This is a genomic window from Micromonospora sp. NPDC004704, assembly GCF_053601675.1.
The window spans coordinates 79,193-100,684 of sequence record NZ_JBSGCD010000026.1 but is presented as its reverse complement, the minus strand read 5'-3'; the positions used below and the strand labels follow the sequence as shown (position 1 = coordinate 100,684).

Here is a 21,492-nt window from a genome sequence, read left to right as displayed (position 1 = left end):
ATAGCCTGGGGCTATGAGTGGTCTTCCGGATCTCGAAACCCTGCGGCTCCTGGTCGACGTGGCCGAACTCGGCAGCATCGGTCAGGCGGCGCGGGCGGCCGGTATCGCCCAGCCGTCGGCGACGAAGCGGCTCGCCGCCCTGGAGCGCTGGGCCGGGGTGCCGCTGCTGCTGCGCACCCACCGGGGTTCACCGCTCACCGACGACGGAAGGGTTGTCGTCGGCTGGGCCGTACAGCTGCTCGGTGCGGCGGACGAGTTCCAGCACAGCCTCGTCGCGCTGCGTGAGGCGCGGGCCGCCCAACTCCGGGTTGCCGCGAGCATGACGGTCGCCGAGGCGCTGCTGCCCCGGTGGCTGCACCACCTGCGGTTGACGTACCCGGACATCCGGGTCGGGCTGACGGTGATCAACTCGACCGAGGTGGCCCGGTTGGTCCTCGCCGACGAGGGGATCGACGTCGGTTTTGTCGAGGGACCGACGGTCCCGGAGGGGCTCGACAGCCTGATCGTCGGGCACGACCAGTTGATCGTGGTGGTGGCGCCGGGGCACCCGTGGGCGCGACGGCGCCGACCGCTGGAGCCGGCCGAGTTGGCCGGCACCCGGTTGGTGGTACGCGAGGTCGGTTCCGGCACCCGGGAGACCCTGGAACTGGCGCTGGCCGACCTCGACCCGCTCCCGCCGGAGCTGGCCCTCGGTTCCAACGCCGCGGTCAAGGGCGCCGCCATGGCCGGGACCGCCCCGGCGGTGCTCAGCCGGAACGCGGTGGAGATGGAACTGTCCGCGAAACTGCTGGTCGAAGTGCCGGTACGGGACCTTCGGCTGGCCCGTACCCTGCGGGCGGTCTGGCCGCGCGGACGGCGACTCACCGGCTCGGCCACGGCGCTGCTCCAGGCGATCGACCGGGCCGCGCGGACGCACCCGCCCGAGCATCGTCCCGCCGGCTGAGCAGGCCGGGCGCGACCGGCTCCCGGCCCGACCCATAAGCCAGGCTTTGACCCGGCCAAGAAATCGCGATTGGTACGCCGACCGCCCGGTCCGCACACTGACCCTTGGGTGCCCGAGTCATCGCAGCTACTCGGGCCGGAAGGGGGCGAAGATGTCAGCGGAGCAGCTCGGCAACCTGGTCGACAGCGTGCGGGCCGCCGCCAACCGGGTCTGCCCACCGGAGGAGACCGCCGCCCTGGTCAGCGCCGCCCTCCAGGCTCACCTGCCGACTCGGGAGATCCTCACCCCGGAGCAGTTGGCCGGTGACCCGGACGGCTACGTGCAGCACGTACTGCACGTCGAGCCGGACGGCCTCTTCTCCATCGTCGCCCTCGTCTGGCGCCCCGGACAGGTCACCCCGATCCACGACCACCTCTGTTGGTGCGTGGTCGGAGTGGTCGACGGGGTCGAGTCCGAGGTCCGGTACGAGGTCACCGAGCGTGAGGGGGACGTGTTCCTGTCCCAGGCGGAGGTGACCGAGAACCCGACCGGGAGCGTCTGCGGCATCGCCCCACCCGGAGACATCCACGAGGTACGCAACGCCGGCACCGCCACCGCCGTCTCGATCCACATCTACGGCGCGGACATCTCCCGCGTCGGCAGCAGCATCCGCCGCCGCTACCACCTCCCGGTCCTCGTCGGTTAGCCGTTCCCCGACGGGTCGGGCGTCCCGTTTCGACCGTTGACGGCGTCGCGGCCGTCACAGCCCGTGATCGGACAAGCGGGAAGGTCGATAAGCAGTGGTTATGCTTCCGCCGTGATCGACCTGCGCCAGCTTGTGATGTTCCGCCAGGTGGTGGAGAGCGGCTCGTTCTCCGCCGCCGCCCGCGCCATGCACTGCACCCAGCCGGCGGTGAGTCAGCAGATCAAGGCGCTGGAGCGTACGGTCGGCGGTCCGCTGTTCGCCCGGGTCGGGCGTACCCTCCGGTTGACCGAGGCGGGCACCACGCTGGCCCGGCACGCCGTCGACATCCTCGACAACATGGCCGTCGCCCAGCAGCAGGTCAGGGCGGTCGCCACCCTCGAAACCGGGACAGTACGGGTCTGCGCCTTCCCGAGCGCCAACGCGACCCTGGTGCCGTACGCAGCCGCCGCGCTCAAGGAACGCCACCCACAGGTACGGCTGGAGCTGCTGGAGGCCGAGCCACCCGAGTCGTACCAGGTCCTCCGGCGGGCCGAGTGTGACGTGGTGGTCGCCTTCACGTACGAGTCGGACCTGGCACGGCCGGCGGAGAACGGCCCGGCCGAGGCCGGCATGCTGGAGGTGCCGTTGCTGGTCGACTCGCTCGTCCTGCTGGTGCCGACCGGGCATCGGCTCGCCGGGCGGCGATCGGTACAGCTCTCCGACCTGGCCGAGGAGACCTGGATCGCCGGCTGTCCCCGGTGCCGGAGCAGCTTCGTGGACGCCTGCGCCGGGAGCGGGTTCACGCCCAGCATCGCCTGCGCCACCGACGACAACCTGGCATTGCAGGGCCTGGTCGCGGCGGGTCTCGGGGTCGCCCTGCTGCCGAGTCTGGTGCTCGCCTTCCTCCAGCACCCCGACGTCGTGGCGGTACGGGTCGAGCCGGTGCTGCGACGTACGGTCTCGGCGTACACCTGGCCGGACCTGGCGAGGACGAGCGCGATCACCGCGATGCTGGAGTCGCTGCGTTCCGCCGCCGACTCGATCGGCCCGACCGCCTTCGCAACCTCCCCGTAGGGCGGTCCGTCGCCACGAGCCCCGCCCGATGGTCAGATGTTCAGCAGGCCGCCGTTGCATAGGTTGTCGTCCTTGATCGCGATCAGATTCGCGGAGACGTACGGAATGTTGTGCTTCTGGTGCCACTCACTCGGGAAGTACGTGCCCAACCGCGACGCCTGGAATCGGCATTTGACCCACACCAAGCGCGTCCGCGTAGCTGCGGGAACTCGGCCGATCTTGCAGTTGTGGTGCCCGAAAAGCGTTAGTGACCCGGCTTTGCGTACCACCACAAGTGCAAGATCGACGCGCTGCTCGGGGCGGGCGGAGGGGCTACGGGTGGGGTGGGGGTGGGCGGTGGTAGCCGTACGTCTGGTGGCGTCGGTGGAAGCCGAGGGATTCGTACAGGCGGGCGGCGGGCTCGTTCTCGGTGTCGTGGTTGATGGTTACGGTGGTCATTCCGGCCGCGCGCATCAGGCGCATGGCGTGCAGCATCACCGCCCGTGCCAGCCCCCGCCGCTGGAATTCGGGGTGGGTGCCGACCGGCTCGAAGTGCCCGGTGCCGTTGCGTACGTCGACCCAGTAGACGGCGAACGCGGCGATCCGCCCGTCCGGCGCCTCGACCACGATCTCCCGTTCGGGCTGGTAGCCGGGTTTCTCCATCACTGCCGTCCGGTACAGCTCCCCGGTCCAGTTGTCGTCGAACGAGTGCTTGCGTGCTGCCGCGAGTTGCTCGGCGTCGGCCATCCGCGCCGAGCGGACCACAAAACCGGTGGGCACCGGGGAGTCGCCGACGGGGTCGGACAGGTCGCGTTCCCTGCTGTCGTCCCAGGTGCGGAAACGGACGAAGCCGAGTTCATTGAGCAGCCCGATCCGGGTTGTGTCGCAGTCGAACACGTCGGTCAGCACGTACCCGTCGCCGGATCCGCCGGTCAGCAGGCCGGCGGTGGTCTCGTACGCGTCGCGCAGCATGCGCAGCTCGGCGGGCGTACCGCGTAACGGGGGTGCGGTGAACACGTCGAACGCGGAGCCGAAGCGGAGATTGATGGCGAGACCGACGATGGTGTCCCGGTCCTCCCACAGGTGCACGAGGTCGCCGACCGGACGCTGTCCACGGAGGTTCTCGTAGATCCGGTGCGGCAGCTCACCGATGTGGTCGTAACCGCATCTACCGGCGGCGGCGATCCAGTCGGCGAAGGTTTCCTGGAGCCGGGGCAGGTCGTGGTCGGCGTAGGGGCGCTTGATCACGTCGGTCGATCCAATCAGCGGCCGAGGGTGGGACCGGTCAGGCCGTTGGTGCCCTTGCCTGCCAGGCACCGGAACAGGCGCTCACCCGGCGCCAGTTCGGCCCCGTTCGGCGGCAGTACCTGGAACTGCCAACCGCCGGTGCTGCGCAACTGGGTGGCGACCCGGAAGGTGTTGTCGTTGCAGATCTTCTGCACGGTCGAGTCGCGCCAGATCGCCTGGTGGTCCGCGGCGTCGACCTCGGCCGGCAGGTCACCCACGGCGTACGCCTCCCAGGTATGCCGGCCGGCGCAGGAGACGGAGGTGGCGGCGGCCTGGGTGCCGTCGATCCGCATCGGGCCGAAGCACTCCAGTGCGTCGGTGCAGCGTCCCCCGCCCGGCAGCGGGGCGCCGCATCCGGGCAGCGCCCCACCGACCGGCAGGTTGGCCGTGGACCCGGTCGGTGGCGCGGCCGGTTCGGTCGTACGGACGCCGCTGCTCGCCGACATCGGCGGGTCGGACCGGGCCACGTACCAGGAGCCCGTGGCGGCGGCCACCATCAGGGCGAGTACGCCGAACCCGCCGAAGAACCAGCGCAGCCGCCGACGGCGCGGGTTGGTCCGTACGGTCGGGTGGTCGTCGTCGTAGCGGGCGGCGGCCGGCGGACGCGGCGCGGGCGGCTCGTCACGGTGGCCGAAGCCGGCCGGGGGGCGCGGGCCGGGGACCGTTGCGCCGCCGGTGTCGTGCGGGTGCGGTGCGGTCGGGCCGGTGAACGTGTTGCCGAACGCGGGTGCCCCGGAGACGGGTGAACCGAAGCTGGGCGGGCCCGAGGCCGGTGGGCCGTAGCCGGGTGGCCCGGAGACCGGTGAGCCGGTGTCCGGCGGGCGTGGGGTGCCGGAGGTCGGCGACGCCGGGTACGGGGAGGAGGTGAACGGGGACCCGGAGACCGGTGCACCGGAGGTGGGGATGCCGGAGACCGGGGCGCCGGAAATCGGGGCGATCGGGCCGAGCGGGAGCGCGGCGAGCAGGTCCCGGAACTGTTCGGCGGACGGCCGTGCCTGCGGGTCGTTGGCCATGCCGAACCGGAGCACCTCGACCAGTTCGGGCGGGACACCGGGGAGGTCGGGGATGGGTTCGCTGAAGAGTTCCATCAGCGTGATCAGGCTCGGGTTGCGGTCGGCCCGCCAGCGCGGGGGCTTGCCGTGCATGACCGCGTAGAGGGTGGCGGAGAGGGCATAGACGTCGACCGCCGGGGAGGGCGGGCTGTGCCGGAACATCTCCGGCGGCGCGTACGCCGGGGTGAGCACTTCCAGGGTGACCGACGAGTCCCGGACCTCGGCCAGCACGGCCAACCCGAAGTCGGCGAGGACCGCCGGGTTGAAGTGGGAGTGCAGGATGTTCGCCGGTTTCACGTCGCGGTGCAGCACGCCCATGGCGTGCGAGTGGGCCAGGGCGTCGGCGATCTTCACCCCGAGGTCGCGGGCCTCCGCCGGGCCGAGTGGCGAGTTGCGCATCCGTTCCGCGTACGAGCCGTCGCAGAGTTCCATGATCAGGTACGGGTGCTGGTCGGCGGTGACCCCGGCGTCGAAGAGGTCGACAACGTGCGGGTGCGAGGACATCCGCCCGGCGGCCCGCGCCTCGCGGAGGAACCGGCGCTGGTCGCGTTCGCTACCGAGGGTGCGGTTCTCCACCTTGACGGCGACCTCGCGCCCGACCGACCCCTGCGTGGCCCGGTAGACGGTGGCGTATCCACCCCGGGCAAACACGTGCAAATCCGTCAGACCGGGCACCACTGGTTTCGGTAGCGCGCCTGGCGGGGTGTTGGTCACGGTAACGAAAATACCGAAGACGGCGGACGCGTCAGCGGCCCGCATCGGTCGGCGACCGGACAACACCGGTCGCCGGGGAGGTCAGAGGCACATCGGACCGTCGCGAATCAAGCCAGAGCCCGACCCCCGTGGCCACCGCACCCAGCCCCTCCCAGGCTGCCACGCCGAAGAATTTTCCGGGCGCGGAGTCGGTCAGCACCAGGGTGGTGAAGACGCTGAACGTGACCAACCGGAAAAACACCGTGAAACGGAAGAACGCTCGCCATTCAGTGTGCACGGCGACCAGGTAGTAGACCCCCATGTTCACCGCGGCCATGGACGACGCCGCGATGTACGTACGGGTGTAGTCACCACTCGCCCGATCGGCCGCGTCGATCACCTCGAAGCCCAGCAGACGCAGCAACGCCTCCGGCCGGATCAGCCCGACCAACCCCAGCACCAGGGCGAGTACGCCAAAAACGGCGATCGTCCAGCCCGCAGCCGAGCGCGGCAGCTTCATCGGTTCCTCCAGACACCCGGCGTACGCAGACGGCCCGACCTGCGCACCCGACCCGACAGCCGGACGCGCGGAGGTGTCCCGCGCGCGTCCGGTGTGGACCGTGGAAGATCTACGCTAGCGGCTGTGCGGCCGACCCGGACTCGGCCAGACCGGCAGAGTCGGTCAAACCCGCCGCACCGGCCAGACCGGCGGCGTCGGCCAGACCGGCCGCGCGTGCCAGGGCGGCCGAATCCGACAGGGTGTCGCCGCCCGGAGTCTCGTCGACCCTCGGGGCGGGCAGGCGCGACGCCAACTCGGCGCAGAGCGCGTCCACCCCGGCCCGCTCGCTCGTCTGCTGCGTCGAGTACGCCAACCGCACCGCCTCCGCGGCGGCCACCCCGGCCTCCGCGTACTCGCCCATCGCGGCCAGCGTCTCGGCCAACGTCCGGCGCGCCAGCACCACGCTGCGTACGTCCTCGGCCGATGCCGCCACCGCCCGACGCGCCCAGTCCAGCGCCTGCACCGGCTGACCCTCGGCGAGCAGCGCCGAGGCGTACCGGGCCAGGGTCTGCTGGCGGGAGAAGAGCAGCGACGGGGTGCTCGCACTGGTCGCCAGCGGGGCCAGCAGCCCCACGGCGGTGCTCGGGTCACCGGCGGTCAACCGGGCGGTGGCCAGCAGGACCCGGGGACCGACCTGCACCGGGGCCAACGAGTTGTGCGGCTCGACCGCAGCCAGGACCGCCCGGGCGTCCCGCTCGGCCGTCTCCACGTCGCCCCGCTCCAACGCCACGAAACCGCGCAACGTGCCGGCCAGACCGGTCAGCAGCGGGTGCGCGGTCCGGTCGCCGTACGACAGGGCGTCGGTGAGCAGGTCGGCGGCGTGCTCCGGCTCGCCCAGCCCGCGCGCCACGACCCCGCGTACGACCAGGGCGAAGCCCCGGCCCCAGTCGTCGGAGACGGCCGCGAAGTCCCGGTACGCCCGGCGGGCCGCCCGGTCGGACTCGGTCAGCTCGCCCAGTTCGGCGGCGGCGAACGCCTCCACCGCGCGCAGGGTGCCGACCGCCCACGCCTCCCCGACCCGTTCACCGAACGGCAGGAAGACCCGGGCCAGCCGGCGGGCCTCGGCGAGCCGTCCGGCGAGCAGCCGGGCGAACGCGGTCGTACCGCGCAACCAGGCCTGCCCAACCGGATCATGGGTTTCGGCGAAGAGTCGGGCGGCCCGGCCGAGCACCGCGTCGGTACCGGCGAAGTCGCCCCGCGTGGTGGTCACCCAGGCCAGGTTCTGCAACGACCAGGCCTGCCCGCGCCGGTCGTCGGCAGCCAGGTTGACCTGGTACGCCCCGGCGAACCGGCTGCTCGCCTGGCTCAACCGGCCGTTGAAGAAGTCGCTCATGCCGAGCCGGCGCATCGCCGAGGCCCGGGGCGCCGGCAGGTCGGCGGCGGTCGCCACCTGCAACGCGTCCTGCCAGGTGTCGACCGCCCGCCGGTGGTCACCGATGGCCTGGTACGCCTGCCCCGCGATGAGCAGGGCCCCGGCCCGTCGGATCGGGTCGTCGGCGGCGTTGGCGCCGATCTTCTCGGCGAAGGTGAGCGCGTCGGCGGGGCGTCCGATCTGCAACAGGGCGCGGGCGTGGACGAGCTGGTCGGAGCCGGGCACCTCGTCACCGGCGAGCGCGGCGGCGCGTTCGGCGTACTCGACCGCGAGGGACGGTTCCCCGGCGGCGATCGCTTTCCGGGCGGACCGGTTCAGCGCGCTCACGCCCAGCGGGGCAACCGTACGGGCCACCGAGTCGGTCCGCAGGCCGACCGCGTCGGCGAGCGCGACGGCCCGTTCGACGTGTTCGGCGACGAACGCGTCCCGGAGCCCCTCCGGCAGCCCGGACCGGTCCCGGACCACGCCCAGCGCACCGTCGACGGCAACCGCACCGTCGGCCGGTCCGAGCCCGTCCGCCGTACGCAGGAGCCCGTCGGCGGGTTGGGGCAGTTCGCCGGGTGCGGCCCACCGGGCGAGCGCGGCGTGCCGTTCGGCGAGGTCGGCCTTGCCGATCCCGGCGTACGCGGCCTCGCGCATCAGCGGGGTGGCGAAGGTGTAGCCGTCGCGGGTGCGGTGCAGCATCCGGCGTTGCAGGAGTTCCTCGACGGCGCGGTCGAGTTCGCCGGTGTCGACGGAGGCGGGGCCGCCGTCGCGTCCGGTCCGCCGCTCGCGCAGCGCCTCGAGTGCGCCGGCCGGGACGGTGTCGCCGACGACGGCGGCGTCACGCAGCACCGATCGGGCGTCGGCGGGCAGTGCGTCGATCCGGGCGGCGAGGACCGCGGCCAGGTCACGGGAGAGCAGCCGGCTGCCCAGCGATCCCGGCACCAGCCGCCAGGTGACACCGGTGCCGGCAACCGGCTGGGTCGCCTGTTCCCGCTCGCCCACCTCGACCAGGGCGCCGCGTTCGATCAGCAGGGTGACGAGTTCGGCGAGGTAGAACGGGTTGCCCTGGGCGGTGGCGAGCAGCCGGTCGGTGTCGGCCTGCGGCAGCCGGCCGCCGCCGAGGTACGTGGTCAGCAGCCGGGCCGCGTCGGCACCCCGCAGCGGTGGCAGGGCGTTGACCTCGGCGTCCGCGACCCCGGTCAGGGCTCCGGCCGTACGGACCAGTTCGGGGCGGCCGAGCAGTAGCGCCAGCACCGGTCCGGTCAGTCGGGACAGGGTCTGGCCGAGGGCGTCGACGGTTTCCGGGGTGGCGTCGTGCAGGTCGTCGACGATCACCACCATCGGTGTCTCGGCGGCGAGGGCGCTGAGCAGGTCGGAGACCGCCGCCGGTACGGCACCGGCGTCCGGGACCGGCCCGCTCGGCGCCCACTCGGCGGTACCGACCGGTACGCCGGCAGCCGGCGTCAGGTCGCCGTACCCGAGCAGGGCGAGGAGCAGGTCGGAGGGGATCGGTGGCTGGTCGGGGCGGAACCGGGCCAGTCGCTGGCCGAGCCGGCGCAGCCGTTCCTCGACCACCGGCCGGGTGAGCGCGGGGTTCCCCCCGCTGGGCAGGCCGACGGCGGCGCGTACGAGGTCGGCCAGCGGCGCCAGCCGGCGACGCTCGCCGAAGGCGGCACAGCGTACGGAAAGCACCCTGGCGCCGGTGTGCGCGGCGAACCGGCCGGCGCCGACGTCGTAGCCGGCGGCCAGCCGTTCGACCTCGGCCGCGAACCGGGACTTGCCGACCCCGGCCTCGGCCGTCATCAGCAGCACCCGGGACTCGCCCCGGTCGATCACCTCGGCGAGCCGGCCGGCGACCCGACCGATCTCGGTTTCCCGGCCGACGAAGGGTGCCTCGTCGCCGAGCCCGGACCGGGTGCCGGGGGCGTCGAGCAGACCGAGCAGTTCGTACGCCTCGACCGGCTGGCGCTTGCCCTTGAGCCGCAGCGGACGCAGTTGCCGCCAGGAGGAGACGTGCCGGGTGACGGCGGCGGTGCTGGCACCGGCGTAGACCGCGCCGATCGCGGCGGCGTCGGCGAGCCGGGCGGCGGTGTTCACCGTGTCGCCGATGACGGTGTACTCGATGGCGGCCTGGATGCCGGCGACCACGTCGCCGGTGTTGAGCCCGACCCGCAGGCCGAGCGGGGCACCGCCGCCACGTTCGTCGTCGAGCACCCGGCGGACGGCCCGCTGCATGGACAGGGCGGCCCGTACCGCCCGTTCGGCGTCGTCCTCGTGGGCGACGGGGGCGCCGAAGACGGCCATGATCCCGTCACCGGTGAGCTTGTCGACGTGGCCGCCGAAGGTCTTGACCGCACCGGCCAGGGAGGCGAGGACCCGGTCGGTGACCGCGCCGACCCGCTCGGGGTCGAGGTCCTCCGACCAGGAGGTGAAATCGGACAGATCACCGAAGAGGACGGTAACCACCCGGCGTTCGGCCGCCGGCAGGGTCGCGGCAGCCGGCAGCGCGGCGCCACAGTTGTGGCAGAACCGCGCGCCGGGCACGGCGACGGTTCCACACACCGGGCAGGTCACGGGAGGTCCAACCCACCGGCCCCCGGCCCGTGTTCCCGAATTTCGGGATCGGGCCCGTTTTCCCGGGCGAGGTAGTCGAGTTGGGCGCGGACGGACCATTCGGCGGCCCACCAGAGCGACCGGTCGACGTCGGCGTAGACGGCGGCCACGACCTCGGGCGCGGTGGTCGCACCGGCGGCGACCGCCTGGCGTACCTGGTCCAGTCGGGCCCGCCGGTGGGCCAGGTAGAACCGGGCCGCCACGGCGCAGTCGGCGAGCGCCGGGCCGTGTCCGGGCAGGGCCGGCAATCCGTCGTACGCGGTGAGCAGCTCCAGGCTGTCGAGGTACTGCCCGAGGTCCCCGTCGGGATGGGCGACCACGGTGGTGCCCCGGCCGAGGATGGTGTCCCCGGTGAAGACCGCCGCCGGTGGTTCCGTCTCGATCAGGTCGGACGGTTCGACCAGGTAACAGACCGAGTCGGCGGTGTGTCCCGGGGTGTCCAGCGCGGCGAACTCCAACCCGTACGCGTCGAAGCTCTCGGTCGCCACGAGGGGGTCGGTGCCGACGCAGTGGGCCGCGTCCGCCGCGAGTACGCGGGTCCCGCCCAGCAGGTCGGAGAGGCGGCGGGCGCCCTCGACGTGGTCAGCGTGCCCGTGGGTGATCAGGATGAGCCCGATCGGCCCCTGGGCGGCGATCGAGGCGAGGTGTCCCTCGTCCAGCGGTCCCGGGTCGATCACGACCCCGGCGCGCTGCCCGGCCGCCCGCAGAAACCAGGTGTTGGTGCCGTTGAGGGTCATCGGACCCGGGTTCGGTGCCCGTACCAGCGTCACCCAGCTCGGTAGCTGGTCGGCGAGCGCCGCAGCCGGCGCGATCACGTGGCCAGTCATGGCAGGAATGGTACGACCCGCCGATGTCACCCCCGTGTCGCCTTTCCCCCACCCCACCCTCCCCGCCCCCTCCCCGCCCCCTCCCCGCCCCCTCCCCCCACCCCTCCCACTCGCGCGATCTTGCACTTGTGGCGGTGGACGTACCCACGCATCGGGGACAATTCCCGGCACCACAAGTGCAAGATCGCCGCAGAGGAAGGGGTGAGGAGAGGGAGGGGGTGGGTGGGTCAGGCGACCTCGACGATGACCTCGACCTCGACGGGGGAGTCGAGGGGGAGTTCGGCCACGCCTACGGCGCTGCGTACGTGGCGGCCGGCCTCGCCGAAGACGGCACCGAACAGGTCCGAGGCCCCGTTGAGTACGCCGGGCTGGCCGGTGAAGCCCTCCGCCGAGGCGACAAACCCGGTCACCTTGACGATCTTGACGACGTTCTCCAGCCCGACCAGCGAGTCGACGGCCGCCAGGGCGTTGATCGCGCACCGCTCCGCGAGGTCCTTGGCCTGCTCGGCGGAGACCCCGTTACCGACCTTGCCGGTGGCGAGCAGCTTCCCGTCCACGACCGGGAGCTGCCCGGAGACGTAGACGTGGTGGCCCGACTGCACCGCCGGGACGTACGACCCGAGCGGCTGCACCACGTCGGGCAGGCTCAGCCCCAGCTCGGCGAGCTTGGCGTGTGGTCCGGTGCTCACGACTTCGGCCGCTTGAGGTACGCGACGAGCTGCTCCGGGTTCGGGCCCGGCACCACGCCCACCAGCTCCCAGCCGTCCTCGCCCCAGTTGTCGAGAATCTGCTTGGTCGCGTGCGTGAGCAGCGGCACCGTGGCGTACTCCCACTTCTGCATCGCTGGCTGGCTCCCTCGTTCTTGGCTGCTTCGCCGGACGGCGTACGGATGTGCCGGACAGCCTACGGGCAGCGTCCGGCCCCTCCCGGTGCCGCCACCCCGCAAGGGTGCAACTGACACCTGGCGGCAGGGGCAACGCCGGACCGACGTATCCATGCACGTGGCCGTACCCGTTGCTCGCGGATAGCCGTACCCGTTGCTCGCACGTGGCCGTAGCCGCGACCTGACGGCTGGTGCACGACGGCTACCCTCAGCCGCGGGCGGGCACGTATGCTCTCTCGCCAAGCCTGATCACTGCGCCAGCTCTGGGCGGCCCTGCCGGTGAGCGGTAGGGCTGCCGTGGGACCGACGTACCGAGGCCCTACGGGGGAGACGATGACTCAACCGCCCAACGGCGGCGTGGCCGAACCGCGGGGCGGTCAGCCGCCCCACGACGACGAGGCCGCGCGGCCGACCCCGGTGTCCCCGGACGCCGGACCCGCCGAGGCCGACGGCACGCCGACCCCGGCGGTCGAGCCGGAAACCACCCCGGCCGCCCCCGCAGCGGACCAGACACCTTCCCCGCAGCCGGCCGAGCAGGCACCCCGGTCGAAGACCGAGTCTGAGCCGGCAGCGGCAGTGGAGGCTGAGTCGACCGCATCGCCAAAGACGTCGGAGCCGACCGCGGCACCGCCAGCAACGTCGGAGCCGACCGCGGCACCATCAGCGGCGTCGGAGCCGGCCGCGGCACCGCCAGCCCAGCCGGGGCCGGCAGCGCCCGCGCAGGCGCAGGTGGAACCTCCGGCGCCGTCGCAGGAAACCTCAGCGTCGTCGGAGGAGCCCTCGGCACCTTCGGAGGAGCCCACGACGCGGCCGTTGGCGGAACAGTCGCCGTCAACGGCGGAACAGGCGGCGGCTCCGTCGGAGTGGGCCCCGCCCCAGCCCGGCACGCCCGCCGCCGGGGTGCAGTCGCCCCCGACCCAGCCGATCGCGGGACACACGCCGACCGAGCCGATCGCGGGCCAGACGCCCACCCAGCCGATCCCGGGCCAGCCCTGGTCGGGACAGCCCGTGCCGGGGACGCCGTACCCGGGACAGCCCGTGTCCGGGGTGCCGTATCCGGGGCAGCCAGTGTCGGGACAGCCGTATCCGGGGCAGCCGGTGCCGGGGGCGGCCGAGTTCGGGCAGCCGGGTTATCCGGTGCCGCCGGGCTACCCGCTGCCGGTGCAGCCGCCGAAGAAGAGGCGCGGCCTGCTGATCGCCTCGATCGTGCTGGCGGTGGCGGTGGTGCTCTGCGGTGGCGGTGGACTCGCGGCGTTCCTGGTGCTGCGCAACGCGGAGACCGGCCAGGGCGCACCGAACCCGGCCACGGCGGTGGACGGGTTCCTGAAGGCCGTCTACACCGACAAGGACGCGGACAAGGCCGCCTCGTTGGTCTGCGCACAGGCCAACGACAAGGCGGCGGTCGCGGACAAGGTCGACGAGGTGAAAAAGCTCTCAGAGACGTACAAGACGCCCCGGTTCAAGTGGAACCCGCCGAAAGTTGACGATCAGGCCGGTGACCGGGCAATCGTCTCGGTGCAGCTCACCATGACGACCGGGGACGAGAAGACCGCGGAGCAGCAGCTCAAGTTCACGGTGATACAGAAAACCGGTTGGCGGGTCTGCGAGGTGGGCTAGCTCGTGGCGTAGCCACTACGGCTGGTTACGCTCGTATACGTGCGAGCAGGTGAGGGGTCGGTCGGTCAGCCCGGTAAGGGCTGGCCGTCCCGTCTGCATGTGGTGACCGGCAAGGGCGGGACCGGGAAGACCAGCGTCGCCGCGGCCCTGGCCCTCGCGCTGGCCAGCGAGGGGCGACGCACCCTGCTGGTGGAGGTCGAGGGCCGGCAGGGCATCGGCCAACTCTTCGGCACCGGGCCGCTGCCGTACGAGGAGCGGCGCATCGTCGAGCTTCCCGGCGGCGGCGAGGTACGCGCACTCGCCGTCGACCCCGAAGAGGCGTTGCTGGAATACCTCGACATGTTCTACAAGCTCGGTGCCGCCGGCCGCGCGCTGCGCAAGCTCGGCGCGATCGACTTCGCCACCACCATCGCCCCGGGCCTGCGGGACGTGCTGCTGACCGGCAAGGTCAAGGAGGCGACCACCCGGACCGCGGACAAGCGCCGGGTGTACGACGCCGTGGTGCTGGACGCCCCGCCCACCGGCCGGATCGGTCGTTTCCTCAACGTCACCGCCGAGGCGGCCCGGCTGGCGAAGGTCGGCCCGATCAAGACCCAGAGCGAGGGTGTGGCGGCCCTGTTGCGCTCACCGATCACCTCCGTGCACGTGGTCACGCTGCTGGAGGAGATGCCGGTCCAGGAGACGATCGACGCGATCGGCGAGCTGAACAAGCTGCGCATCCCGGTCGGGAAGGTGATCGTCAACAGCACCCGGCCGGCGCTGCTGGCGGCCAAGGTGAGTCAGGCGGAGCTGCGCCGGGGACTCGCCGCGGCCGGACTGCCCGCCGACCGGGCCACCGTTGCCGGCCTGCACACCGAGGCCCGCGACCAGCTCACCCGCCGGGAGTTGGAGGAGTCGCTCCGGTCCGATCTGGTCGAGTTGGGGCTGCCGTTGGTCGAGTTGCCCCTGTTGCCGGATGGGGTGGACCGAACGGCTCTCGACCGGCTCGCAACGGTCTTGGCCAGCGCCGATTGACTCACACCTGAGCGCTGCCCTGGGCAGTGGGCGGCTCAATCCCGATACGCTCGGATCGTGCCTTCCGATCAACCAGCGCCGCAGCTGGACGTCGACCAGATCCTCGCCGATTCGGGCGTACGGATCGTGGTCTGCTGTGGCTCGGGCGGTGTGGGTAAGACGACCACCGCGGCGGCGCTGGCGCTGCGCGCGGCCGAGGTCCACGGCCGGCGTACGGTCGTCCTCACCATCGACCCGGCCCGCCGGCTGGCCCAGTCGCTCGGCCTGACCGAGCTGGACAACACGCCCCGGCAGGTCAAGGGCATCGACGTGGAGGCCAGCGGCGGTGAGTTGCACGCCATGATGCTGGACATGAAGCGGACCTTCGACGACGTGGTGCTCGCGCACAGCGATCCCGCGAAGGCCGCGGAGATCTTCGCCAACCCGTTCTACCAGGCGATGAGTTCGACCTTCGCCGGTACGCAGGAGTACATGGCGATGGAGAAGCTGGGCCAGTTGCACGCCCGGGGCGAGTGGGACCTGATAGTGGTCGACACCCCGCCGTCCCGGTCGGCGCTGGACTTCCTGGACGCCCCGGCCCGGCTCTCCCGCTTCCTCGACGGACGGATGCTGCGGCTGTTGCTGGCTCCGGCCCGTTCCGGCGGGCGGAGCATGTTCAGCCTGGTCACGGCGTCGTTCGGGATGTTCTCGCGGGCGGTGCAGAAGGTGCTCGGCGCCCAGTTGCTCACTGATCTGTCCGGGTTCGTCGCGGCACTGGACTCGATGTTCGGCGGCTTTCGGCAGCGGGCGGAGCAGACGTACCGGATTCTGCAGGCCGGGGAGACGGCGTTCCTGCTGGTCGCGGCGCCGGAGCCGGACGCGGTCCGGGAGGCTGCCTATTTCGCCGGTCGGCTCGGCGAGGAGCGGATGCCGCTGGCCGGGCTGGTGATGAACCGGGTGCACCGTACGGCGGTGGACGAGCCGACGGCACCGGAGGCACTGGCTGCCGCGGACCGGCTCGCCGAGCTGGGCGGTCACGAGACCACGGTGGAGACGCTGCGGGCGCATGCGGCGTTGGCTCAGCAGGCGGCCCGGGAGCAGCGGGTGGCGTCGGCGTTCACCGAGGCGTACCCGCTGGTGCCGACGGTGGCGGTCACGGCGCAGCCCGCCGACGTTCATGACGTCGACGGGCTGCGAACGATTGGCGCCGCGATCAGCCGGTCGTGACCAGAGACTTGTCCTTGTTCTTCAGCGCGGCTTCGAACATCTTGCGCCAGCTGGCCACCTGCGGGTGCCGGCGCAACAGCGCCCGCCGTTCCCGCTCGGTCATGCCACCCCAGACGCCGAACTCGATACGGTTGTCGAGCGCGTCGGCCAGGCACTCGTAGCGCACCGGGCAACTTCGGCAGATCCGCTTCGCCACGTTCTGTTCGGCGCCCTGTACGAACAGCGCGTCAGGGTCACCGTTCTGACACGCCGCCAAAGTGGGCCAGTCTGTGATCATGCCCATCTGTTCACGTCCCCCCTTGCTTTTCCCGCTACCGACTCGTGCCGATCAGCCGGCCACTAACCCCCCGGCCATCCGTCGCGCCTGCCCCCAGGCGGCACGGACGACGTGCGATTTCCCTCGCCGGACCATCATGCTCTGTAGTCGACTGATTACGCAACGTTGTCGGCCAAATTCATTAATCCGGACACTCCGGGCTTCTTGCCCGGTCGTCTGTGCTGTCTACCCGGCTGCGATGTACGAAAACGCTGCGGAGATCCGTCGAATGGAGGAGACTCGGCAGCACGGTGCCCGCAACCGCATGCCTGGGTCCGTGCGTTTAGCACAACGAGACCAGCGCCCGCAGGAAATGGGGAAAGTACGCGGAGCGCGACCTCGATGCTGACTCACGTACCCTGACGAGGTGACCCGGATGCGGAAACGCGACCACAATGTCTTTGCCAACGGCGCATCGCTACTGATCTGTGGCCTGCTGGCCGGGGTGGTGGTCGCCGCGGCCGCCTTCCCCGCGGTAGCGATGTCCGGCCTGGCCGCCAAGGCCGGCGCCGAGACCTTCGACAAGCTACCGACCGAGCTGACGGTCAAGATGGCGCCACAGATCAGCTACCTGTACGCGTCGGACGGCAAGACGGTGCTCGCCACCATGTACGACGAGAACCGGCGGGACGTCCCGCTCAAGGACATCGCCCCGATGATGCAGAAGGCCATCATCGCGGCCGAGGACCACGACTTTTACCAGCACAACGGCGTTGACATGAGGGGCATCGCACGAGCCTTCGTCGCCAACAACAGCGCCAACCAGACCACCCAGGGTGCCTCCACCCTCACCATGCAGTACGTCCGGCAGGCGATCGCGTACTCGGCGACGCACCCGCAGGACGTGGTGGCGGCCACTGAGGACACCACCGCGCGCAAGCTGCGCGAGATGCGCTACGCCCTCCAGATCGACAGCGAGCTCTCCAAAGAGGAGATCCTGGAGCGCTACCTGAACATCGCGCCCTTCGGCAACGGTGCGTACGGCATCTTCGCGGCCAGCCAGGTCTACTTCAACAAGCACCCGAAGGACCTGACGATCGACGAGGCGGCGATGCTCGCCGGCCTGGTCAAGGCTCCCTCGGAGTACAACCCGGCGACCGCCAGCGGTTACCCGCAGGCGGTGGAGCGGCGCAACTACGTCATCGAGAACATGTTCGACATCGGCGCGATCACCCGCCAGGAAGCCGACACCGCCAAGACGGTCAAGCTGACCATCAGCGGCCAGCGGGCGCCGAACGGCTGCGTGGCCACCAGCAAGAACCACTGGGGCTTCTTCTGCGACTTCTTCTACCGCTGGTGGATGGACCAGGAGACCTTCGGCGCGACCACGTACGACCGGGAGCGGCGGCTGAAGTCCGGCGGCTACAGCATCGTCACCACGCTCGACGTCCAGGCGCAGGATTCGGCGAAGAAGGCGGTCGAGAAGCACCTCGCGACCGGCAAGAAGGAAGCGTTGATGGTGGCCGGGATCGAGCCGGGCACCGGTCGGGTGCGCGCCCTCGCGGTCAACCGGAACTACAAGCTCGACGACCCGAACAAGCCGGCGAACGGGCCCTCCACCAACCCGAAGGCCCGCAAGGGCGCCCGGGGCACCTACCCCAACACCACCAACCCGCTGCTCAGCGGCGGTGGCGACATCACCGGTTACCAGGCCGGGTCGACGTTCAAGATGTTCACCATGGTGGCGGCCCTGGAAAAGGGCCTGCCGCTGGCACACACGATCAACGCCCCGGAGGAGTACGTCTCCAAGTACCCGGTCGGGTTCAACAGCGACGCGGCGTGCAAGGGCACGAGCAAGTACTGCCCGCGTAACGCCAGCAAGAGCATGGCCGGTCCGCACAACATGTGGAGTGCCTTCGGCATGTCGGTGAACACCTACTTCGTGCCGCTCGAGGAGCAGGCCGGTGCCCTCAACACGATCAAGGCGGCCCAGCGGCTCGGCATCAACTTCCGGTCGAGCAAGGACGCCACCATGGCCACCGAGGAGGGCGGCGGCGACCTCTGGGGTGCGTTCACCCTCGGTGTCTCCGCGACCACGCCACTGGACCTGGCCAACTCGTACGCCACCCTCGCCGCCGACGGCAAGTACTGCGAGCCGATCCCGGTGCAGGAGATCCGCGACCTGAGCGGCAAGACGCTCGACATCGCGAACCCCCGCTGCGAGCAGCGGTTCAAGGCCGAGGTCGCCCGGGCGGCCGTCGACGCCGCCCGGTGCCCGGTCGGTGACAACTCGCCGACCACGCAGTGCAAGAGCCGCACCGCCGCCAACGTACGCGGCATCGTCGGCAAGCCGGTCGCCGGCAAGAGCGGCACCACCGACTCGGACCGGACCGCCAGCCTGGTCGTCATGACCAAGCAGCTCTCCGTGGCCGGCATCCTGGCCGACCCGGACTGGCCCGAGACCACCGAGAAGATGGACCACGACAAGGTCAACCCGGCGGTCTACGAGACGCTACGGGACGCGATGAAGGGCAAGCCCAGCGTCCAGTTCACCCCGCCGAGCGGCAAGCTCGTGCAGGGCGACCAGCGCTCGATCCCGAACGTGGAGTGCCAGTCGATCGAGTCGGCAAAGTCCAGGATCAAGGGCGCCGGCTTCGAGGTCGAGGTGGCCCGGTCGCAGACCGACTCGAAGTGCCCGGCCGGCACCGCCGCCGGCACCAACCCGGACGGTCGCACCACCAAGGGTGGCGTCGTGGTCATCCAGGTCAGCAACGGCAAGGGCGGCGGCCCCACGCCGGGCGGAAACGGCCCCGGCCGCCCCGGTACCGGCCCGGACGGCCCCAACCTGGGTCGACCCCCGGGCGAGTGACGATCGGGTACGGCAGACAGTGATGGGCGGGCACTCAGGTGCCCGCCCATCGTCGTTGCGTACGTCGTCGTTGCGCCTGGCTGCCCCGCGGTCGGGCGGTGAGGAGCCGCAGGACCCCGTTGAGGAGCCGCAGGGACCGCTCAGGAGCCGAGCTGCCGGCGTACCTCGGCTGCGACCCTGCCGCCCTCGGCCCGGCCCGCCACCGCGGCCTGGCTCGCCTTCATCGCCGGGCCCAACTGGGCCTTGTTCTCGAAGCCGCCGACGGCGAGCGCCCCACGGACCAGCTCGGCCAACTCCTCGTCACTGAGCTGCTTGGGCAGGTAGCGGTCCAGCACCTCGCCCTCGGCCCGCTCCTTGGCCGCCTGCTCGGTACGGCCCGCGTCACCGAAAGCGGTCGCCGCCTCGCGGCGCTTCTTCGCCTCCTTGGTCAGCACCGACAGCACCTCTTCGTCGGAAAGCTCCCGCTTGGCCTTGCCGGCGACCTCGGCGTTGCCGATCGCGGCGAGCGCCATCCGCAGGGTCGACGTGGTCAGCTCGTCCCGCGCCTTGAGGGCGGTACGCATGTCAGCGGTGAGGAGGTCCTTCAGCGTGCTCATGACTCGTCAAACTACCCTGGTCGCCATGCAGAAGCGCACCGTATTCCGACTGGCGGCCGGCACCGTGGCGGCCGGAGCGGCCACCCTCGCGTACGCCTCACTCGTCGAGCGCAACCTGTTCACCCTCCGCCGGTTCGACGTACCGGTGCTTGCCACGGACGCGGAGCCGTTGCGCATCCTGCACCTCTCCGACCTGCACATGACCCCGGATCAGGGACGCAAGCAGCGCTGGGTCGCCTCCCTCGCGGCCACCGACCCGGACCTGGTGGTGGTGACCGGCGACAACCTGGCCCACCCCGAGGGCGTGCCGGGGGTGCTGCGGGCGCTCCAGCCGCTGCTGGACGTGCCGGGGGCGTTCGTCTTCGGCTCCAACGACTACAAGGGCCCGGTCTGGAAGAACCCGCTGAGCTACGTGCTGCCGGAACGGGACTACGTCCAGGGCGTCGACCTGCCGACCGAGGACCTTCGCGAGGTGCTGGTCGGAGCCGGCTGGGCCGACCTGAACAACGCCCGTACGACCATGAAGGCCGGCGGCCGTACGGTCGAACTGGTCGGGGTGGACGATCCGCACGTCGAGCGGGACGACTACGCCTCCGTGTCCGGGCCGGCATCCGAGCAGGCCGACCTCACGATCGGGCTGACCCACTCGCCCGAGCCGCCGTTGCTGGACGAGATGGCCGCCGACGGCTTCCAACTGCTGCTCGCCGGGCACACCCACGGCGGCCAGGTCTGCGTACCGTTCTATGGCGCCCTGACCACCAACTGCGACCTGCCCCTGTCGATGGCGAAGGGCCTGCACCGGTGGCCCGACTCGGACTCGTGGTTGCACGTCTCGGCCGGCGTCGGCACCCATCCGACCGCCCCGATCCGGTTCGCCTGCCGGCCGGAGGCTTCGCTGCTGACCCTGATTCCGCGCTGACCTGCCCACCCGGGCCGGCAGCGGTCCAGGTCGGCGCCCCGCCGGGATACCGAATTTGACCACCGAGGCTGGTGGGCTACTATTTGTCGGCAGCTCGGGGTGTAGCGCAGCTTGGTAGCGCGCTTCGTTCGGGACGAAGAGGTCGTCGGTTCGAATCCGGCCACCCCGACGAGTTGAGGGGCCACTTCCCATCGATGGAAGTGGCCCCTTCTGCTGTCTGAGTGACTGACTGAGTGACTAAGCGCCTCGGTAGTGCGCCTGCTCGGGCCAGTTGGCCCCACACCGACACTGCCACCCGACGTGACCCGCCTCACGTCCACCGGCGCGGCGAACGGCCCTTTGCGGTAACAAAGGGCCGTTCTGTCCGAGGTGTGGCCCTTTCGGAAGTCCACATCTCGCCCTGAGAACGAGGGTGTCCCGTCAGGGGAACGGGCAGACCTGCATCTGAGTAGTGCCACGACCCGGCGTAAGTATCCCGATGACACGCGAGTAACACTCACGTACAAATGGTCATCTTCGCCGCGCAACGTATCCGAAGGATGCTCGTTATCTCGGGTGAAGATCGCATCTTCCGCTCTCGCTGGCGGTAACCAGCACGGGCAATCTCCCGGAGTTGCGGTCCTCTGTCCGAGGTAGGTAAGGCCCTGTCAAAAGTTGCATCTCTTTTTTGGGAGGAATTGTGGCAAGAAATAATCGGAGTGGTCGGCGCATGCGCTCCGATAGCCCAGCTCGTAACGATGTTCCAACTGTTCCACAGCCCCGCAGCCCCGAGCGTCCACCTCCGTCCGACGGCGACCGGGGACATCCAGCTAGCCAAGAGCACCCCCTGCTGTCCCAGCGACTGCTCTTGATCCTGATGATCGCGATAGCTGTAGGCCTGGTCGCCGGAACCGTCACCGCCGTAACCGTCGCGACAACCAGTAACACCACGCTGGGAATGCTGCTCGGCTTCGCCTCTGGTCTTGTGACGCTAACGCTGACCAGCCTGGTAGTAGCGACCAAGTTGCATAAGCTCGTCAAGTAAGGCTACGGATGTGGGGCCCACCCTCGTTACCGCGAAGGTAGGCCCCACATCTGACTACAC

17 protein-coding genes, 1 tRNA gene and 1 pseudogene are annotated in these 21,492 nt (G+C 70.9%); 10 read left to right on the top strand and 9 right to left on the bottom strand.

All coding sequences use genetic code 11. The features are described from left to right. Positions 1–13 precede the first annotated feature (13 nt). From ACWEFB_RS28380 to ACWEFB_RS28370, 3 genes are all read left to right on the top strand, one after another. Positions 14–943 (top strand): LysR family transcriptional regulator, encoded by a 930-nt coding sequence (locus ACWEFB_RS28380; protein WP_452290227.1) that lies wholly within the window; start codon positions 14–16, stop codon positions 941–943. 151 nt (positions 944–1,094) lie between these two features. Beyond that, positions 1,095–1,628 carry a hypothetical protein gene (locus tag ACWEFB_RS28375; RefSeq protein ID WP_452290225.1) on the top strand — a complete coding sequence of 178 codons (534 nt, stop codon included), beginning with the start codon at positions 1,095–1,097 and terminating at the stop codon, positions 1,626–1,628. Between the two features lie 111 nt (positions 1,629–1,739). Continuing rightward, positions 1,740–2,681: a LysR substrate-binding domain-containing protein gene (locus ACWEFB_RS28370; RefSeq protein WP_452290223.1), complete on the top strand. Its 942-nt coding sequence runs from the start codon at positions 1,740–1,742 to the stop codon at positions 2,679–2,681. A 312-nt stretch (positions 2,682–2,993) separates the two neighbouring features. Here ACWEFB_RS28370 and ACWEFB_RS28365 read toward each other — a convergent pair whose 3' ends face one another. From ACWEFB_RS28365 to ACWEFB_RS28335, 7 genes and pseudogenes are all read right to left on the bottom strand, one after another. Beyond that, positions 2,994–3,908, bottom strand: a complete 915-nt coding sequence (locus ACWEFB_RS28365) for a GNAT family N-acetyltransferase (protein WP_452290221.1) — start codon at positions 3,906–3,908, stop codon at positions 2,994–2,996. A 14-nt stretch (positions 3,909–3,922) separates the two neighbouring features. Beyond that, the gene (locus ACWEFB_RS28360) at positions 3,923–5,713 is read right to left on the bottom strand and encodes a protein kinase domain-containing protein (RefSeq protein WP_452290219.1); all 1,791 of its coding nucleotides are present in this window, start codon (positions 5,711–5,713) and stop codon (positions 3,923–3,925) included. A gap of 31 nt (positions 5,714–5,744) precedes the next feature. After that, a complete protein-coding gene (locus ACWEFB_RS28355) occupies positions 5,745–6,212 on the bottom strand; it encodes a hypothetical protein (RefSeq protein ID WP_452290217.1) in 468 nt (155 codons plus the stop codon). A 283-nt stretch (positions 6,213–6,495) separates the two neighbouring features. Continuing rightward, positions 6,496–10,182, bottom strand: a pseudogene (locus ACWEFB_RS28350) (adenylate/guanylate cyclase domain-containing protein); the annotation flags it as partial. Beyond that, a complete protein-coding gene (locus ACWEFB_RS28345) occupies positions 10,179–11,048 on the bottom strand; it encodes an MBL fold metallo-hydrolase (protein WP_452290215.1) in 870 nt (289 codons plus the stop codon). The pseudogene ACWEFB_RS28350 and the gene ACWEFB_RS28345, both read right to left, overlap by 4 nt. Positions 11,049–11,275: 227 nt before the next feature. Further along, positions 11,276–11,737: a RidA family protein gene (locus tag ACWEFB_RS28340; protein ID WP_452290213.1), complete on the bottom strand. Its 462-nt coding sequence runs from the start codon at positions 11,735–11,737 to the stop codon at positions 11,276–11,278. Next, positions 11,734–11,889 (bottom strand): hypothetical protein, encoded by a 156-nt coding sequence (locus ACWEFB_RS28335; RefSeq protein WP_326561638.1) that lies wholly within the window; start codon positions 11,887–11,889, stop codon positions 11,734–11,736. Before ACWEFB_RS28335 ends, ACWEFB_RS28340 begins: the two co-directional genes overlap by 4 nt. Before the next feature lie 1,080 nt (positions 11,890–12,969). Here ACWEFB_RS28335 and ACWEFB_RS28330 point away from each other — a divergent pair. The 3 genes from ACWEFB_RS28330 to ACWEFB_RS28320 are packed head-to-tail and all read left to right on the top strand — an operon-like array spanning position 12,970 to position 15,768. Continuing rightward, the gene (locus tag ACWEFB_RS28330; RefSeq protein WP_452290253.1) at positions 12,970–13,548 is read left to right on the top strand and encodes an Rv0361 family membrane protein; all 579 of its coding nucleotides are present in this window, start codon (positions 12,970–12,972) and stop codon (positions 13,546–13,548) included. A gap of 39 nt (positions 13,549–13,587) precedes the next feature. After that, positions 13,588–14,562 carry an ArsA-related P-loop ATPase gene (locus ACWEFB_RS28325; RefSeq protein ID WP_452290211.1) on the top strand — a complete coding sequence of 325 codons (975 nt, stop codon included), beginning with the start codon at positions 13,588–13,590 and terminating at the stop codon, positions 14,560–14,562. A gap of 54 nt (positions 14,563–14,616) precedes the next feature. Further along, positions 14,617–15,768, top strand: a complete 1,152-nt coding sequence (locus ACWEFB_RS28320) for an ArsA family ATPase (RefSeq protein WP_452290251.1) — start codon at positions 14,617–14,619, stop codon at positions 15,766–15,768. Here the strand turns inward: ACWEFB_RS28320 and ACWEFB_RS28315 are convergent. Then, complete coding sequence (locus ACWEFB_RS28315) at positions 15,755–16,051, bottom strand: WhiB family transcriptional regulator (RefSeq protein ID WP_326561641.1); 297 nt, start codon at positions 16,049–16,051, stop codon at positions 15,755–15,757. The genes ACWEFB_RS28320 and ACWEFB_RS28315 overlap by 14 nt on opposite strands. A gap of 409 nt (positions 16,052–16,460) precedes the next feature. Here ACWEFB_RS28315 and ACWEFB_RS28310 point away from each other — a divergent pair, with 409 nt between their 5' ends. Beyond that, positions 16,461–18,893, top strand: a complete 2,433-nt coding sequence (locus ACWEFB_RS28310) for a penicillin-binding protein (protein ID WP_452290209.1) — start codon at positions 16,461–16,463, stop codon at positions 18,891–18,893. Positions 18,894–19,033: 140 nt separating this feature from the next. Here the strand turns inward: ACWEFB_RS28310 and ACWEFB_RS28305 are convergent, their stop codons facing one another. Further along, positions 19,034–19,489, bottom strand: coding sequence for a GatB/YqeY domain-containing protein (locus ACWEFB_RS28305; protein WP_326561642.1), 456 nt, complete (start codon positions 19,487–19,489; stop codon positions 19,034–19,036). Positions 19,490–19,514: 25 nt separating this feature from the next. On the opposite strand from ACWEFB_RS28305, the gene ACWEFB_RS28300 reads away from it, so the two are divergent. From ACWEFB_RS28300 to ACWEFB_RS28290, 3 genes are all read left to right on the top strand, one after another. Further along, positions 19,515–20,408: a metallophosphoesterase gene (locus ACWEFB_RS28300; protein WP_452290206.1), complete on the top strand. Its 894-nt coding sequence runs from the start codon at positions 19,515–19,517 to the stop codon at positions 20,406–20,408. Positions 20,409–20,503: 95 nt separating this feature from the next. Continuing rightward, positions 20,504–20,577 (top strand) — tRNA-Pro (locus ACWEFB_RS28295). A gap of 678 nt (positions 20,578–21,255) precedes the next feature. Beyond that, complete coding sequence (locus ACWEFB_RS28290) at positions 21,256–21,432, top strand: hypothetical protein (protein ID WP_452290204.1); 177 nt, start codon at positions 21,256–21,258, stop codon at positions 21,430–21,432. Positions 21,433–21,492 lie beyond the last annotated feature (60 nt).

Excerpts from the sequence above, each read along its gene's own strand:
- ACWEFB_RS28380 (WP_452290227.1), top strand. The coding sequence starts at position 14 with ATGAGTGGTCTTCCGGATCTCGAAACCCTGCGGCTCCTGGTCGACGTG.
- ACWEFB_RS28375 (WP_452290225.1), top strand. The coding sequence starts at position 1,095 with ATGTCAGCGGAGCAGCTCGGCAACCTGGTCGACAGCGTGCGGGCCGCC.
- ACWEFB_RS28355 (WP_452290217.1), bottom strand. The coding sequence starts at position 6,212 with ATGAAGCTGCCGCGCTCGGCTGCGGGCTGGACGATCGCCGTTTTTGGC.
- ACWEFB_RS28345 (WP_452290215.1), bottom strand. The coding sequence starts at position 11,048 with ATGACTGGCCACGTGATCGCGCCGGCTGCGGCGCTCGCCGACCAGCTA.
- ACWEFB_RS28335 (WP_326561638.1), bottom strand. The coding sequence starts at position 11,889 with ATGCAGAAGTGGGAGTACGCCACGGTGCCGCTGCTCACGCACGCGACC.
- ACWEFB_RS28315 (WP_326561641.1), bottom strand. The coding sequence starts at position 16,051 with ATGGGCATGATCACAGACTGGCCCACTTTGGCGGCGTGTCAGAACGGT.
- ACWEFB_RS28310 (WP_452290209.1), top strand. The coding sequence starts at position 16,461 with ATGCGGAAACGCGACCACAATGTCTTTGCCAACGGCGCATCGCTACTG.
- ACWEFB_RS28305 (WP_326561642.1), bottom strand. The coding sequence starts at position 19,489 with ATGAGCACGCTGAAGGACCTCCTCACCGCTGACATGCGTACCGCCCTC.
- ACWEFB_RS28300 (WP_452290206.1), top strand. The coding sequence starts at position 19,515 with ATGCAGAAGCGCACCGTATTCCGACTGGCGGCCGGCACCGTGGCGGCC.